General features: G+C 57.1%; 12 protein-coding genes. 2 read left to right on the top strand and 10 right to left on the bottom strand.

The window, feature by feature from the left end; genetic code table 11:
- Positions 1–34 precede the first annotated feature (34 nt).
- The 3 genes from H8K03_18120 to H8K03_18110 all read right to left on the bottom strand — a co-directional run bounded on the left by H8K03_18120 (position 35) and on the right by H8K03_18110 (position 3,533).
- Positions 35–958 (bottom strand): copper resistance protein B, encoded by a 924-nt coding sequence (locus H8K03_18120; GenBank protein UVT19682.1) that lies wholly within the window; start codon positions 956–958, stop codon positions 35–37.
- Between the two features lie 8 nt (positions 959–966).
- Positions 967–2,934: a copper resistance system multicopper oxidase gene (locus H8K03_18115; protein ID UVT22537.1), complete on the bottom strand. Its 1,968-nt coding sequence runs from the start codon at positions 2,932–2,934 to the stop codon at positions 967–969.
- A gap of 182 nt (positions 2,935–3,116) precedes the next feature.
- Positions 3,117–3,533, bottom strand: a complete 417-nt coding sequence (locus tag H8K03_18110) for a tetratricopeptide repeat protein (GenBank protein ID UVT19681.1) — start codon at positions 3,531–3,533, stop codon at positions 3,117–3,119.
- 1,083 nt (positions 3,534–4,616) lie between these two features.
- Between H8K03_18110 and H8K03_18105 the strand changes: the two genes are divergently transcribed.
- A protein-coding gene (locus tag H8K03_18105) for an IS3 family transposase (GenBank protein UVT19680.1) occupies positions 4,617–5,752 on the top strand; the annotation gives its coding sequence in 2 pieces (ribosomal slippage) (positions 4,617–4,881 and positions 4,881–5,752; 1,137 coding nt in all).
- A gap of 246 nt (positions 5,753–5,998) precedes the next feature.
- On the opposite strand, the gene H8K03_18100 is transcribed toward H8K03_18105, so the two are convergent.
- From H8K03_18100 to merT, 5 genes are all read right to left on the bottom strand, one after another.
- Positions 5,999–6,226 carry a MerR family transcriptional regulator gene (locus tag H8K03_18100; protein UVT19679.1) on the bottom strand — a complete coding sequence of 76 codons (228 nt, stop codon included), beginning with the start codon at positions 6,224–6,226 and terminating at the stop codon, positions 5,999–6,001.
- 473 nt (positions 6,227–6,699) lie between these two features.
- Positions 6,700–8,136: a mercury(II) reductase gene (gene merA / locus H8K03_18095; protein UVT19678.1), complete on the bottom strand. Its 1,437-nt coding sequence runs from the start codon at positions 8,134–8,136 to the stop codon at positions 6,700–6,702.
- A 39-nt stretch (positions 8,137–8,175) separates the two neighbouring features.
- The gene (locus H8K03_18090; GenBank protein ID UVT19677.1) at positions 8,176–8,415 is read right to left on the bottom strand and encodes a hypothetical protein; all 240 of its coding nucleotides are present in this window, start codon (positions 8,413–8,415) and stop codon (positions 8,176–8,178) included.
- Between the two features lie 8 nt (positions 8,416–8,423).
- The gene (merP, locus tag H8K03_18085) at positions 8,424–8,702 is read right to left on the bottom strand and encodes a mercury resistance system periplasmic binding protein MerP (protein UVT19676.1); all 279 of its coding nucleotides are present in this window, start codon (positions 8,700–8,702) and stop codon (positions 8,424–8,426) included.
- 11 nt (positions 8,703–8,713) lie between these two features.
- The gene (gene merT / locus H8K03_18080; protein UVT19675.1) at positions 8,714–9,100 is read right to left on the bottom strand and encodes a mercuric ion transporter MerT; all 387 of its coding nucleotides are present in this window, start codon (positions 9,098–9,100) and stop codon (positions 8,714–8,716) included.
- Between the two features lie 78 nt (positions 9,101–9,178).
- On the opposite strand from merT, the gene H8K03_18075 reads away from it, so the two are divergent.
- A complete protein-coding gene (locus tag H8K03_18075) occupies positions 9,179–9,577 on the top strand; it encodes a MerR family transcriptional regulator (protein UVT19674.1) in 399 nt (132 codons plus the stop codon).
- 134 nt (positions 9,578–9,711) lie between these two features.
- On the opposite strand, the gene H8K03_18070 is transcribed toward H8K03_18075, so the two are convergent.
- Positions 9,712–12,885, bottom strand: coding sequence for an efflux RND transporter permease subunit (locus H8K03_18070; GenBank protein UVT19673.1), 3,174 nt, complete (start codon positions 12,883–12,885; stop codon positions 9,712–9,714).
- Positions 12,886–12,934: 49 nt separating this feature from the next.
- The gene (locus H8K03_18065; protein UVT19672.1) at positions 12,935–14,692 is read right to left on the bottom strand and encodes an efflux RND transporter periplasmic adaptor subunit; all 1,758 of its coding nucleotides are present in this window, start codon (positions 14,690–14,692) and stop codon (positions 12,935–12,937) included.
- Position 14,693: the final 1 nt, after the last annotated feature.

Genomic DNA, 14,693 nt, shown 5'->3' with positions numbered 1-14,693 from the left:
TCGTCCAGCTGCCTCTTCGATCCAATCCAGCATACTAGAACCACATCCGCAGGCCGGTTACGAATCGGATCTGACTCGGATTCCCCCCCTCCTGGCGCACCAGCGTGGCCGTCTCTCCGAAACTTCTATCGAGCGATACGCCGACATAGGGCGCAAATTCGCGCCGAATCTCGTAGCGCAGGCGCATGCCGAATTCGAGATTGTTGAAACCTGAACCGGTTGTGAATTCCTCAACCTTTTGTATGGCGGCATTCGTTTCAAGGCGACTCTGGAGGATTAGCCGCTGGGTCAGCAGCAGATCCTTCGTCAACGTCAGACGCCCGGACACTGCGCCATTCTGGGCAATGAACAAGGTGGCTTCCATCGTGTAATTGTAGGGCACGATCCCCTCGATTCCGATTGCCGCGAATCCACGGGTCACATTCCGTCCGCGAAATGTTTGCGTTTCGAGGCGCGGACCGATCTGAAAATCATAATATTTCCGGATAAAGCGTCCATACAAGAGTTGAAAATCCAAATCATAGCCCGCTTTGAAGGCGGTGTCCTGCTGGCCTTCATTCTTGAACCAGAGTCGATTGTAGTCTCCGCCATACCACCCTTCGAGGTCCCACCGGTAGCCGCTCGTACTTTCGCCTCCACCGGTTTTGGGGCGATACTCGAGGGCGTCTATTAGTGTAAACAGGTGGTTCTCTTGATCGTTGACGGGGGGAGCCCAGTCCTGTTGTGGCGAGAGGTTCGGCAAGGTGCGGACAGATTCTCCGAGGATTCCTGACGCTCCTTCCAACGGCGCTTGAACCGTTTTCACTGCGTGACTGAGCGGGCCGGCGGAATTGGACGGACCCAACACAGTGCCCGTATTCGATGCGTTCCCAAAGGTTTCAGCTGAGGCAACTAGAACCCAGATGATAACGCTCAGGACACCGGCCAAGGCAATTGGATGAAGCGCGTGAAATGACATGATCGCTCCTACGGCGCCTTATCGGACACCTCGACGACCCGGAACATGCCCGCCTCCATGTGAAGGAGTAAATGGCAATGGAACGCCCAGGGTCCGGGGGCGTCCGCGGTGACCGCGACGGATACCCGCTCCGCGGGCTTGACGATGACGGTGTGCTTGCGGGGCAGATACTTGCCCGCGCCGTTTTCCAAGTGCATCCACATGCCGTGCAAATGAAGCGGATGCTCCATCATCGTGTCGTTGACGAACGTAAGACGTAGCCGTTCTCCGTAGTGAAAACGAATCGGCTCCGGCGCATCGGAATATTTTTTCCCATTGAACGACCACATATACCGATCCGCCATATTGCCCGTGACGTGCAGTTCGATTTCCCGATCCGGTTCCCGTTGGTCAGGGTAGGGGGTCAGGCTTTTCAAATCGGTGTAACGCAACACCCGCCAGGGGCTGTTCTCCAGCCCTCTACCTGGTTCCCCAAACCGGTTCTGCGAATACTCGGCCACCGTTTGGTTGCCGGTGCCATGATCATCGGGGGCATGCTTGACGGGTTCTGAGCCAGGAATCCTTGAGCGGCGTTGATCGTATTCTTCCATTCCTGGCATTTTGGACATGTCCTGTGGATGCTGCCCTTTCTGTGTAGACGGCATTTCCGAATCATGCTGCGTATGTTCCGTATTTGGCTTAGGGTCGGACGGCTCCATACTCGGCTGATCCCCCCTTATCTCCATGCCTCGCATCGCCATTTCGCTGCCATGTGGCATCTTCATCCCCGGCATATCCATGCCATCCATCTCCATGCCTTTCATGCTCATCCCCATGTCTTCCATCGTCCGAAGCGGACGAGGACGACGTTCTGGAATCTCTCCTTCCATCCCAGGCCGAGGGGCAAGCGTTCCGCGCGCGTACCCGCTACGATCCAGCGTCTCGGCAAAGATGGTATACGCACGATCGTCCGTGGGCTCGACGATCACGTCGTAGGTCTCCGCCACTCCCATACGAAGCTCTTCCACCGCGACGGGCTGGATATTCTGCCCATCGGCTTGCACAACTGTCATCGTGAGGCCAGGAATACGCACGTCATAAAAGGTCATAGACGCCGCATTGATGAAGCGAAGGCGGACTTTTTCTCCAGGGCGAAACAGGCCGGTCCAATTAGCACCCGGAGACATGCCGTTCATGAGATAGGTGAAGGTGTAGCCGGTGACATCCGCGAAGTCCGTCGGATTCATCCGCATCTGATCCCACATGAGGTAGTTCTTCAGCGTCGCCCGCAAGCCCCAGTTTGCGATATTCGAGAAGAACTCACCCGCGGTACGTTCTTGGAAGTTATAGTAGGCTGGCTGCTTTTTGAGATTAGCGAGCACGGACTCCGGCGACTCGAAGGTCCAATCCGAGAGCATCACGACATAGTCTCGGTCGTAGTGAAATGGCTCGGGTTGGAGTGGATCGAGGATCATCGGCGCATAGACGCCTAGCATCTCCTGCCCCCCGGAGTGACTGTGATACCAGTAGGTGCCGCTCTGTGTGACCGGAAAGCGGTAGGTGAAAGTCGTACCGGGCTTGATGCCGGCGAAACTCACCCCCGGCACGCCGTCCACCACGGGCGGGAGCAGAATGCCATGCCAATGAATCGACGTAATTTCCCCCAAGCGGTTTGTGACCCGCAGGGTCACCTCTTGGCCCTCTCGCAGGCGAATCACAGGGCCTGGAATCGTTCCATTGACGGTGATCGCGGTCGCGGTTCGTTCGTTCACTGTAAAGGCAGTTTCGTCTATAGTCAGATCAATCACCTTTCCATTCAGCATGGGGGGTGATCCTACCCCTGCACGGCCCTGGATAGTGGCGTTATCCATCCAGGCACAGGCAAGAAAGAGTTGGGGTGCTGTGGCCCCCAGCCAGAGCACCCCGGCCCACTGTAGGAACAGGCGCCTCGAAATAAAGTCCACTTCGTGAGTTGATACATTCCTTTTTGATCGCATCATGATCCGTTCCCTCTTTCACGCGGCCTCTTGGCATATCGAGCCCGGTCGCTTGCAATATGCGCGTTATCCGATGACACCTTTAGTCGCTTCTACTTTCTCATTCGTCACCTCGTTCAAAAAACGAACTGACTCCGCGAACTGACCTCACTCCACCAAATTAAGAAATCCCCCCTACCCCATTAATGACTATGGCTGTGTCCATCGGACATACCCTGATATCCACCGGACCTGGATGGCGCCTCCGCTTTCGTGAACGGAGGTGCGCTTTGGATCATCTCATTCTCAGGGGCCAACGCGGCCGCTTTCAGAAAATGCGTCTCGGCCTCCGCATCTTTGCCTTGCCGATATAAAACCATGCCCAGGTTGTAATGCCCTTCCGCGAGCGACGGAGCAATCGTGACTGCAACCTCAAATTGTTCCTTCGCTCGGTTCCACTGCTCTTGCTTGTACGCTTGAATTCCTGCTTTGTTGTGGCGCGCTGCGAGGTCACTGGTCCCGTACGGAGCAGATAACAGCGGACCTTGCCATAGCTGACATCCACCGGTCGCTGCCGTGGCTATAAACAGGGTCATGATAGTTGCGGGTCCAATCCTCATTAGATATCCTCCTTCTGTTATTTCGGCATAGGATGCTGACTCTGGAGAGTGGATCTCTGTTGTCCTTCTCAGTCGCACGATTAGAAAGTTTCCTTCGCCATGTTCGATGGATTCCGTTTTGGATTTTTACCGATTTTTCTTCCTAGACATTTTCCATACGTCCATACTCAAGCGCACGCCCTCTGAGGCAATGAAGAGCTCTCCTTCCACGTCTCGAGTCTCACACCCGGCGATCAATAACCGAAAAAATGTCGCACTAGTCGCAAGTGGCTTTGAGGCCTCCTTGATGCCGGCGATGAAAGATATAGAGGACATGACCTAGTCCTACAGCCGAAACTAAACGTGTAATGACGCCGATACACATCACGCTTGGTGAGTGTACGAAATGACAGCTACACGTTGCTCAAGATGGCCATTGATTAATGGCTGTTATGGAATGGCTAGGATTGGGAACCGCGGAGGATGAAACGGTGAGCGGAGAGCAATTAGATTTGGAAGCACAGGGGCAAACGAAGTGGCAAGACCTAGAAGGGTTAGCAGTAGGAAGATCGTTGACAAGTCGACTGAAGCCATACAGGAGGCACAAGACGCAGTGTTGTCATGGTGATGAAGGTGACCAGAATAGTGAGGCATGCTCCCCATAAGTGGGAGTATGCACAATAGCAGTAGACTGAGAGCTATTATGAGCAGAGTCTTGAACATGGAACTCTTCTATGACCAAGCGATCATCGAAGTCAAGCTGGTTCTCGCTGGGTCACCACTTTTCTTTCGGCTGTTTTTCAGGTGGCGGTCTCTCTTACTTTACCCCGGCTTATGCTTCTTTTTCTAGGCTCATCAGATCGGACAACGGTCAGTGGACTGACCAGCTTCACAAGTTTGGATTAATTTTTTCAGCGCGCGAGCCAGTAACCGTAAGTCTTGAACCTTAATTTCCACCTGCACGAGTTTCGCCTGTGCTCGTTTTTGCACATCATCACAGCAGGCCGTTGAGGCAATTGACCCAAAACCCGAAAAGTAGGCCAGTGGCAGCTTGAGGACGTGGCGTGCGGCGTGGTCTTCTGGATTCACAAGGAGGACCCGACGATGGCACGACGAGGAGGACATACGGAGGAACAGATCCTGGCCGCCTTGCGGCAAGCGGAAGGTGGGACGACCGTGGTGGAGGTCTGTCGGCAGGTGGGCATCACCGAGCAGACGTTCTACACATGGAAACGGAAATATGCGGGGCTCGGTCTGAGCGAATTGCGAGAGCTCCGGCAACTGCGGGAGGAAAACACGAAGCTGAAACGCCTGGTCGCCGATCTCTCGCTGGATCGGCATATGCTGCAGGAGATCGTGCGAAAAAAGCTCTAAGGCCTCGGGACCGGCGGGCCCTCGCCCGCTGGGCGCAGGTGACCTATCAGGTCAGCGAGCGCCGGGTCTCGAGGCTGTTGCCGATCGCCCGGGCCTCGCTACAGTATCGGAGTCGGCGGGATCCGCAAGAGGCGTTGCGGATACGCTTGCGCGAGTTGGCAGCGAGCCGGGTGCGCTTCGGCTATCGACGACTCACAGTGTTATTGCGACGGGACGGATGGCGGGTGAACGCGAAGCGGATCTATCGGCTCTACACCGAAGAAGGATTACGGGTGCGGACCAAAATCCGTGTGCGAGCGGCCCGGAGAAGCCGGGTGCCACCGGCTCTGGCGAGGGGACCGAACCAACGATGGAGCATGGACTTCATGAGTGAGCGGGTCGCGGATGGGCGGTGGTTCCGCATCCTGACGGTGGTGGACCAGTTCACCCGTGAATGCCTGTGCCTGCTGGCCGATCAGTCCCTCACAGGAGAGAAGGTAGCGCAGGCGTTGGAACCCATCGTCACCCAGCGCGGGGCGCCTCGCTCAATCACGGTGGACAATGGGAGTGAATTCGCCAGTCGCGTCATGGACGCGTGGGCCTATCGCCACGGGATTCAGTTGGACTTTATTCGGCCCGGCAAGCCGGTCGAGAATGGCTTCATCGAGAGCTTCAATGGGCGGCTCCGCGATGAGTGTTTGAACGTGGAAGTCTTCTTCACGCTTGAGGATGTACATGAAAAATTGACGCGGTGGCGGGAGGATTACAACCATCAACGGCCCCACAGCTCGCTGCAGGACGAGACACCAGCTGCCTTCGCCGCAGATTGGTCAGCGATGACCCAGAGAGAACCTGCCACACCCGAATTGCTGGAGACACTCACGTGAGCTATGCTAGGTTCCCATCGCCGCATCAGCGGCTCAAACCGATCACGCGCAGGCCAAATCCTCAGGTCTCGGGCGGTCTATATTCGCGGGGCGGGTCAGCAGGCCAAATCCTCAGGTCTCGGGCGGTCTATATTCGCGGGGCGGGTCAGCAGGCCAACTCCTCAGATCTGGTTCGGCCTACATTCGCGGGGCGGGTCATTCGGCCCGACCCTAACAGAGTGGGTGGACCGGTTTAAGGGGGCTAGGTCAAATCCGTAGAGCAATTAATTCGGCAATCTCGCGCAAGGTGAAGCCCAATGCTTGGGCCTTCTTGATAAACCGCAGGCGTTGTACTTGTTCCTGACCATAGACCCTGTACCCTGAAGGTCTTCTCGTTGATGGGTCAAGAAGATTTAAGCGCTCGTAATAGCGGACGGTCTGGACATTCACTCCGACAATTCTGGCAAACTGACTAATAGTTAGTTGAACTGCCATATCATCACCGTAAAAGAATCTAGTCCTTGCACTACAGTATAGAGTCAAGCGCCTCTACAGAAATTCGCACCTCTTGACTCGATACTATGGTACAGACCGTAGGATGGCGTTGAAAGGGAGGTGATGACTATGTGCCCTTGGGTAGAATACTTGGGATTTTGTCCATATGAGGCCGCATCCAAGGTGTGGCAGTGGATGCACAACCTCTTCAGCTGATAACTGAGAAAACGGAAGGGTAGCTTCGCAATGTGCCACCCTTCTGGGATTTCCCAGCATTATCAAGAGAACCTCCTGAACATGTTCTCCTTCATAGTCTCCTTCTGCAACATTCTCTAAGATTCAATCGTGGAGCGGAGCTGAACGCGTCGCCAAAAAGAATAGAGGACTGGAATGACGACCAGCGTGAGTAGGGTCGATCTCACCATACCGCCAGCCATCGGCTGAAAAATATTGAGAGCGGAATAGGTGCAACTCTAGTCCGCACAGCAGCTCATTTTCGACACGTCTTTTGTGTAAGACAGGGCGGCTATTTTAAGCGCCTCGGACATGGTTGGATAGACGTGCAGCATATGGGCGAAGTCGTCGATACTCGCACCAAAATGAAGCCCCATGGCCGCCTCATGAATCACCTCTGCCGCGTTCATTCCGTGCATGGACACCCCCAGCACCTTCTTCGTGTTCCGGTCCGCAACCATCTTCAGGACCCCTCTGGTCTCCCGGACCGCCCCAGCTCTGGGAACGAGGGACATAGGAATAACCCGACAATCGCACGCGTACCCGCGCGCATTGGCTTCCGCGTCCGACAGTCCGACGACGCCCACCTGCGGGTCGGTAAAAATCGCGCGCGGAATCACGGCGTGGGTTACCTTATGGCCTCCTTTGCCGTTGAGCGCATTCTCGGCGGCAATCCCGCCGTCCTGCGCCCCCACAGGAGTTGCCATCTGGCTTCCGGTGTAGGAACCAATCACGTCTCCGGCGGCATACACGTGCGCGGCAGACGTGCGAAGCTCGTCGTTGACCTTCACGAAGCCACGTTCATCCAGATCGACTCCTGGAAGGTCAAGCCCCAGGTGTGCCGTATTCGGTTTGCGCCCCGTGGCAACAAGCAGCTTCGCCGCTTTCAGTTCCTTCTTCCTCCCGTCCACCTGGAGCGTGACGAGGACGTGGCGTTCATCGCCCTGTACCCGGCTCACCGCGGCTTTGGTATGGATGGCAATGCCCTCCTCACGAAATACCTCTGCCACTGATTGTGCAATCTCCGGCTCGTAGGCCGAAAGAATTCGCGCTCCGCGTGCCAGAATCGTGACGCTGGTGCCGAAGCGCGCAAACATCTGGCCGAGCTCCAGCGCGATGTAGCCGCCACCGAGGATGATGAGCGAGGCCGGAAGCGCTGTGAGCTCGAGGTCTTCGTGGCTCGTGAGCAGGTCGCTGGTGAGATACGGCGTGTCACGAAGCCCAGGAACCTCTGGCACAGTGGGCGCCGTTCCCGTCGCGACGAGGAATCGAGCCGCTGAGAGCACCTGCCCGTTCACGGTCACTTCGTGGGGGCCGCTGAAGCGGGCGGCTCCTTCAAACACGCGGATGCTTTGAGAGTTGGAGATAATGCTCTGATACTTCTTTCTCCGGTAGTCTTCAATCACGGCATCCTTCTGCTCGATTAGCGCGCGGAAGTCCAGGCTCATTGAGGTAGGAGAAATCCCTGGGTAGCGCGGATTCTTCGCATCGTAGAGGATTTTCGCGGCTTCAATGAGGTTCTTTGAGGGCAAGCAGCCACGATTGGCGCACGTGCCCCCGAGCGTGCGCACTTCGGTCATGGCTGCCGTGTGTCCGGTTGCTGCCGCGCGAAGCGCCGCCGCAAACGCCGTCGAGCCGGATCCGAGAATCACCAGATCAAATTCCTGCGCCATCATGTCCCCTCCTGGGTTGGTTGTCCGGGCATGTCCTGCAGGTCATGCGCACGTCTGCCGGGCACGGAAGTAGTACCCTAGCGCGGCCACTCCGATGAACATCACAAGAAGACCGATCAATAGGGTGTCGTTGAGCATGAACCCAAGGCCAAGAGCGGTGACCAGACCGGCCACAAGAAACGGCGCCAGGCAGCAGAGTGCGGCAAACGCGGCGCCGCTGATGCCGACCGCCATGAGCGTTCGGCCCAACCAGGACGGCGTCTCGTTGGCTTTCGCGTCCATTGCGGCTCCTACGGATGAACGGTGGAGGGATAACCCGCGTTCTTCGTGGCCTCCAGCAGTGCCTCGACCGTGGTCTTGGCGTCATCGAAGGTGATCAGGGCTTCCTTCTTCTCCAAGTTCACCTCGATGTTCTTGACGCCTTCGACCTTGTTCAGCGCTTTCTTGACCGTGATCGGGCAGGTCGCGCATTTCATGCCGGGCACCGACAGGGTGACCGTTTGCGTGGCGGCCCAGGCGGGCGCGCTCAAGGCGACCAAGAGGGCCAGTAGAGCGATCAGCGTTTTCATGAGGTGGTCCTTTAGTACAACAGCGGCAGAATATAGGGGAATGCCAGCGCGAGCCCCGTCAGGGCGGCCACGATTACAAACATGATCGTCTGCGCCGTCTTGACCTGCGGCACGGCACAGCCCTCCTCCGTCTTGCAGGCTTCGGCGGGTCGGAAGATGCGCCGGTAGGCAAAGAAGAGCGCCACGAGTGCTGCGCCAATAAAGATCGGACGATACGGTTCGAGCACCGTCAGATTGCCGATCCACGCGCCGCTGACGCCAATCGCCACCAACACGAGCGGGCCGACACAACAGATCGAGGCGAGGACCGCCGCGACGCCGCCGAGACCCAACGCGCCGCGACCATTTGGCGGTTTAGACCACGGGTTCTCTTGCTCCGACCTGGACAACCTCTCCATACATCACCTATTTTCCAAACTTACCTATTGATACCAGTATAAACTCCGTACTACGGTACGGAATCAAGGGAAATCTTAATGGCTTCAGAATTGACGATAGGTCGAGTGGCGAAGCTGGCCGGGGTGAATGTCGAGACGGTCCGTTATTACCAGAGACGGAGACTGCTGGCCGAGCCGGACAAGCCGCATATGGGGTATCGGCGGTATCCGGCGGATATCGTGAAACATATCCGCTTTATTAAGCGGGCGCAGGCCCTTGGATTCACGTTGGAGGAAATCGCTGAACTGCTACGGCTGGAGGAAGCTGGTGCCTGTGCGGAGACCCGTGCCCTGGCCGCCCACAAGATGCGACTGATTGACCAGAAGCTCATGGGCCTCGAGGCAATGCGGAAAGCATTAGCTGGGCTGGTTCGGCAATGCGATAGGAAGCAACCTGCGAAGGGATGTCCGATTATTCAGGTGCTCGAACAGGATTAGTTTTCCGATTCATCCGCGAGAGCACGATCAATACAATAATGTCTCGTCATCTTATGATGCATTTACAGCATATGGCCTCATCACGTTGACAGCTGATTCAACGTATCCTTATCCTGCTCACCGCGTTTCATGTGTTAACCTCTCGGCAACACTGGTGCTTTCTTCTCTTGGAAAGGGTCGGTACTGGTGAGTGGCGAGGGAGCTCCGAAGGTCCCAGACCAACCCCGCCACATGGCATACAACACCGGAATGACCAGCAACGTTAGCACCGTGGACGACATCATGCCCCCGATCATTGGTGCGGCAATCCGTTTCATCACGTCGGCGCCAGCTCCGGTGGTCCACATGATGGGGAGTAAGCCGCCCATGATCGCCGCCACCGTCATTATCTTTGGCCGCACGCGCTGAACGGCTCCCTCCATGATGGATTCGCGTAGATCCTGCTCCGTCGTCATCCGGCCTTCTCGCACACGCCGCTCATACACTTCATCGAGATAGACGAGCATCACCACACCCGTCTCCGCTGCCACGCCAGCCAGCGCAATGATACCCACCCAGACCGCCACGCTGAGGTTGTAGCCAAGGTAATGGAGATACCAGATCGCTCCGATCACGGCGAAGGGGACGGACAAGAGGACGATCAGCGATTTCGCAAGCGAGCGGAAATTGAGATACAGGAGCAACAGAATCACGGCCAGTGTCACGGGCACTACCAGCTTCAGCCGCTCTTCCGCCCGCACCAGATGTTCGTATTGCCCGGTCCAGATCAGCCGGTACCCAGACGGCGAGGTCACTAGCTCTCGGACTGCTCGTTGAGCATCTTCGACATAGCCGCGCAGGTCTCGTCCGCTGACCGACACCGAGACTAGGCCGGCGAGCGATCCCGCCTCATCCGCGATCGACGGGGGCCCCTGTGTGATCACCATCTCCGCGATTTGACTAAGGGGGATCTGCGCGCCGGTCGGCGTGGGAATCAGCACCCGTTTGAGCCGGTCCGGATCGTCGCGCAGCTCGCGCTTGTATCGAACATTGACTGAGTACCGTTCCCGACCTTCGACCGTGGTCGTCACAGTTTCCCCTCCAATGGCCGAGGTAATCACCGCTTGCACGTCTCCCACCGTCAGGCCATAGCGGGCCGCTTCACGCCGATTGACGATCAGATCCAAGTAGTAGCCCTCATTAAGCCGCTCGGCGAACGCGCTCTTAGTACCCGGAACAGTCGCCAAGGCCTGCTCGATCTCTAGACCGATTCGCTCGATTGTCTTCAAATCCGGCCCCAGCACTTTGATTCCCACCGGACTTCGGACACCGGTCGTGATCATTTCCGTGCGAGTCTGAATCGGCATCCACCAGATGTTCGGAAAGCCAGGGATGCGCAGCTTGGCATCCATCTCATCCAGTAATCGGTCCCAGTTCATGCCTGGCCGCCACTGCGATTCCGGCTTGAGCGTGACGGTAATCTCAGCCATTCCTACAAAGGCTGGGTCGGTCGCGGTCGGTGCCTTTCCCATTTTGCCGAATACCCGCTCAACTTCGGGGAAGGTTGTGAGCAACTGATCCTGGACCTGTAAGACTTTCGTCGCTTCGGGAATCGAAAGACCTGGAACGGTCGTAGGCATGTAAAGAATAGTGCCCTCGTTCAGCGGCGGCATGAATTCCGCGCCGAGTTGGGAGAACACCGGCACCGTAACGGCCACTGCCGCGACGGCGACGCCCACGGTCAGCCACCGGACTCGCAGGGCGCCTGAGAGGATGGGGCGATACAGGGCAATGAGCCACCGGTTCAGAGGATTCTTGGCTTCAGGGCGAACCTTCCCACGAATCAACAGTACCATCAGCACGGGCGCCAATGTCACCGAGAGCGCGGTGGCAAAGAGCATCGAAAAGGTCTTGGTGTAGGCCAGGGGCGTGAACAGCCGACCTTCCTGCGCTTCCAGGGCAAAGATCGGCAGGAACGACACCGCGATCACCAGCAGTGAAAAGAACAGAGGCCGCCCGACCGCTTTTGCGGCAGCGATGATGATTTCCGTCCGGTTGCCTGAGGGAGATTGCTCCAACCGTTTATGGGCATTCTCAACCATCACGATCGCGGCATCGACCATGGCTCCGATGGCGATGGCGATCCCGCCCAATGACATGATGTTGGACGTAATCTTCAAGTAAGCCATCGGAATAAAAGCGAGCAGCACTGCCACTGGGAGAATGAGGATGGCCACCAGGGCGCTTCGAACGTGAAACAGAAAGACCAGTGCGATCAGGCTCACGATCACACTTTCTTCAACCAGTTTCTCGCGGAGGACGGCGATCGCACGATGAATAAGATCGGACCGATCATAAGTGGGAACAATGCGTATGCCTTCTGGCAAAGCGGGGGTAATTTCTTTCAGCCTGGATTTGATCCGCTCGATCACGGCGAGCGCGTTCTCTCCGGCCCGCATGATCACGATGCCGCCGACCGTCTGGCCCTTGCCGTCCAATTCGGCAATGCCCCGCCGCTGATCCGGCCCGAGTTGGACATTCCCGATGTCACGCACCAGGATCGGCGTGCCTCGTCCATCCGTGCCGACGGGAATCAGCTCGATTTCATCAACCGACCGCAGATACCCTCGGCCTCGAATGACGTATTCAGTGCCGGCCATCTCCAACACCCGGCCGCTTACCTCCGCGTTGCTGTTGCGGACGGCTTCGATGACCTTCTGAATCGGGAGCCGATAAGCCGCTAACGTATTGGGGTCCACTTCGATTTGGTATTGTTTGACGAATCCGCCGATCGCCGACACTTCCGCCACGCCAGGCACACTCTCCAGTTGGTACCGTAGATACCAATCCTGAAGACTCCTAAGCTGTGCAAGATCGTGAGCCCCCGACTCGTCCACCAACGCATACTGATAGACCCATCCGACACCGGTCGCATCCGGCCCCAGTGTCGGCGTCACGCCTGACGGCAACTTGCCGGTGAGCTTCTGAAGATATTCGAGGACACGACTTCGTGCCCAGTAGAGATCGGTTCGGTCTTCAAAAATCACATAGACATAGGAGACACCGTATTCCGAAACACCTCGGACCCGTTTGACTTTAGGTCCAGCGAGCAGAGAGGTCACGACCGGGTAGGTGATTTGATCCTCAATAAGCGTGGGACTGCGCCCCTGCCACTCGGTATAGACGATGACCTGAACATCCGAAAGATCGGGAATGGCATCCAGAGGAACGTCAAGCACGGCCCAGCCACCCCAGACGGTCAACAAGAGTACACACAAAATCACCAGCACCGGATTCCTAGAACTCACTTCGATTAGTCGATAAATCATGTCTCTCCGCCTTCCAACTACACGGCGCGCTGCAACTCCCGTTCTCTGATTACATGCCTCCCCCTACGACCAGGAATTGAAACTTTTCAACTATTGGAGGTTGGCCCGGTATCGTCAGATTGGCAGTGACAACCCAAGTACCACTCATCCCAAACATCCCCTTGCCTTCATAGAGCCCGTCTTTAATATGCGAAGCTGCGGCCTTTGAATCAGTCATGCCTGGCATCGGCATGGTGTAGACGAACAGGACTTGCGCATTGGTCACTGGCTTGCCGCTCTGATCCGCCACCCTGAGTCTGAGGAGCACCTCACCCGCCTTGGGCGTTTCAGGCAGAGTCGTGAAGGTCAGGGTGTATCCTGCTACCTTGCGAGTTCCTGAGATAGCCCTAGCTGAACCAGGATCCATACCCGGCATGCCGCTCATGTCCTTCATGCCCGGCATTTCATCCATGCCTTTCATACCCTCCACTCCCCTGCCGGCCATTCCTCCCATGCTCTTCATGCCCTCCATCCCGTGCATGCCGGACATACCTTCCATCCCCTCCATCTTGGCTTCATAGGCGCCGCGCATTTGCCAGTCGCCCATGCCGATCCGGCCCATCATGCCCTGCATGCTCGACGCCGATGCCAATTTACTTTCCGCGTCCAACAAGAAATTGGCCGAGGTCACGATGCGGTCTCCTTCTTTGAGTCCCTCCATCACTTCCACTGCATCCTGACCCCTGCGACCCAACTTGACCGCAGCAGGCTCATACCGGCCTTGCCCCCGATCCATGAACACGAGTTGACGAAGCCCGGTCTCCATCACGGCTTCCTTTGGCACGACCAGGGTTCTGACCGCATTCGTTTGCAAAGTCACGTTTCCGTACATGCCGGGCTTCAATCTCAGCCCAGGATTTGGAAACTCCAATCGCACCCGTACTGTGCGGGCTTCGGTATTCAAGGTCGGGTACACATAGGCCACCTTGCCGGGGAACGTTTTCCCCGGATAAGCCGCAAACGTGACCGTTGCCGGCTGGCCGACTTTCGTGGCCGCCACTTCTGATTCATAGATATCAGCGGAGATCCAGACTGTGGAAAGATCCGCGATCTCATACAGCGTCGTGCCCGGCTCCACATACTTCCCGGGTAAGGCGTCACGTTTCATGACGATGCCGGAGGAAGGCGCGTAGACCGTGAGCACCGGGTCGGCTTGGCCACGACGTTCCAGGGCCGCAATCTGCGAATCGGTCACATCCCAGAGTCGCAAGCGTGCCCGCGCGCTCGCCACGAGCGCATCGGCGTTGACTTTCGCCTCGTCGATCGGGCTTTCGGTCAGTTGCGCACGCGTCTTCATGGCAAGGAGATACTCGTCTTGCGTGGCCAAGAGATCCGGCGAGTAGAAGGTGAAGAGCGGTTCACCTTTGCGAACCGGTCGACCGCTCGAATCGATGAAGACCTTTCGAACCCACCCGGAGATCTTCAGCGTGACTTGCGTGAATCCCCGTTCGTCATAACCGACCGTGCCGACCGTACGGATCTCTTCCTCCAAAGTTGCATGGGCTGCCGAAGCACTACGAACACCGATCAACTGTCTCGCCACGGCCGGCACAACGACTGCCCCGGATGAAGCGTCGGACATGCCTGGCATTGGTTCCATGCCTTTCATACCGTCCATCCCATGGCCCTTCATCCCCCCACTGCTCTTCATTCCTGACATGTCACCCATCACCCCATGGGCAGCGAAGAATCCGGCGGTGATTCCGACGAACAAGCTGACGACTGCGATACCGACAACAAGGCTTTTTGTACGCATGTCCCGATTCATG

The sequence above is a fragment of the Nitrospira sp. genome (assembly GCA_024760545.1).
Taxonomy (GTDB): Bacteria; Nitrospirota; Nitrospiria; order Nitrospirales; family Nitrospiraceae; genus Nitrospira_D.
This window is presented reverse-complemented; position numbering and strand designations above follow the sequence as displayed.

Excerpts from the sequence above, each read along its gene's own strand:
- H8K03_18110 (UVT19681.1), bottom strand. The coding sequence starts at position 3,533 with ATGAGGATTGGACCCGCAACTATCATGACCCTGTTTATAGCCACGGCA.
- H8K03_18120 (UVT19682.1), bottom strand. The coding sequence starts at position 958 with ATGTCATTTCACGCGCTTCATCCAATTGCCTTGGCCGGTGTCCTGAGC.
- merP (UVT19676.1), bottom strand. The coding sequence starts at position 8,702 with ATGAAAACGCTGATCGCTCTACTGGCCCTCTTGGTCGCCTTGAGCGCG.
- merT (UVT19675.1), bottom strand. The coding sequence starts at position 9,100 with ATGGAGAGGTTGTCCAGGTCGGAGCAAGAGAACCCGTGGTCTAAACCG.
- H8K03_18065 (UVT19672.1), bottom strand. The coding sequence starts at position 14,692 with ATGAATCGGGACATGCGTACAAAAAGCCTTGTTGTCGGTATCGCAGTC.
- H8K03_18075 (UVT19674.1), top strand. The coding sequence starts at position 9,179 with ATGGCTTCAGAATTGACGATAGGTCGAGTGGCGAAGCTGGCCGGGGTG.
- merA (UVT19678.1), bottom strand. The coding sequence starts at position 8,136 with ATGATGGCGCAGGAATTTGATCTGGTGATTCTCGGATCCGGCTCGACG.
- H8K03_18090 (UVT19677.1), bottom strand. The coding sequence starts at position 8,415 with ATGGACGCGAAAGCCAACGAGACGCCGTCCTGGTTGGGCCGAACGCTC.
- H8K03_18100 (UVT19679.1), bottom strand. The coding sequence starts at position 6,226 with ATGGCAGTTCAACTAACTATTAGTCAGTTTGCCAGAATTGTCGGAGTG.
- H8K03_18070 (UVT19673.1), bottom strand. The coding sequence starts at position 12,885 with ATGATTTATCGACTAATCGAAGTGAGTTCTAGGAATCCGGTGCTGGTG.
- H8K03_18115 (UVT22537.1), bottom strand. The coding sequence starts at position 2,934 with ATGCGATCAAAAAGGAATGTATCAACTCACGAAGTGGACTTTATTTCG.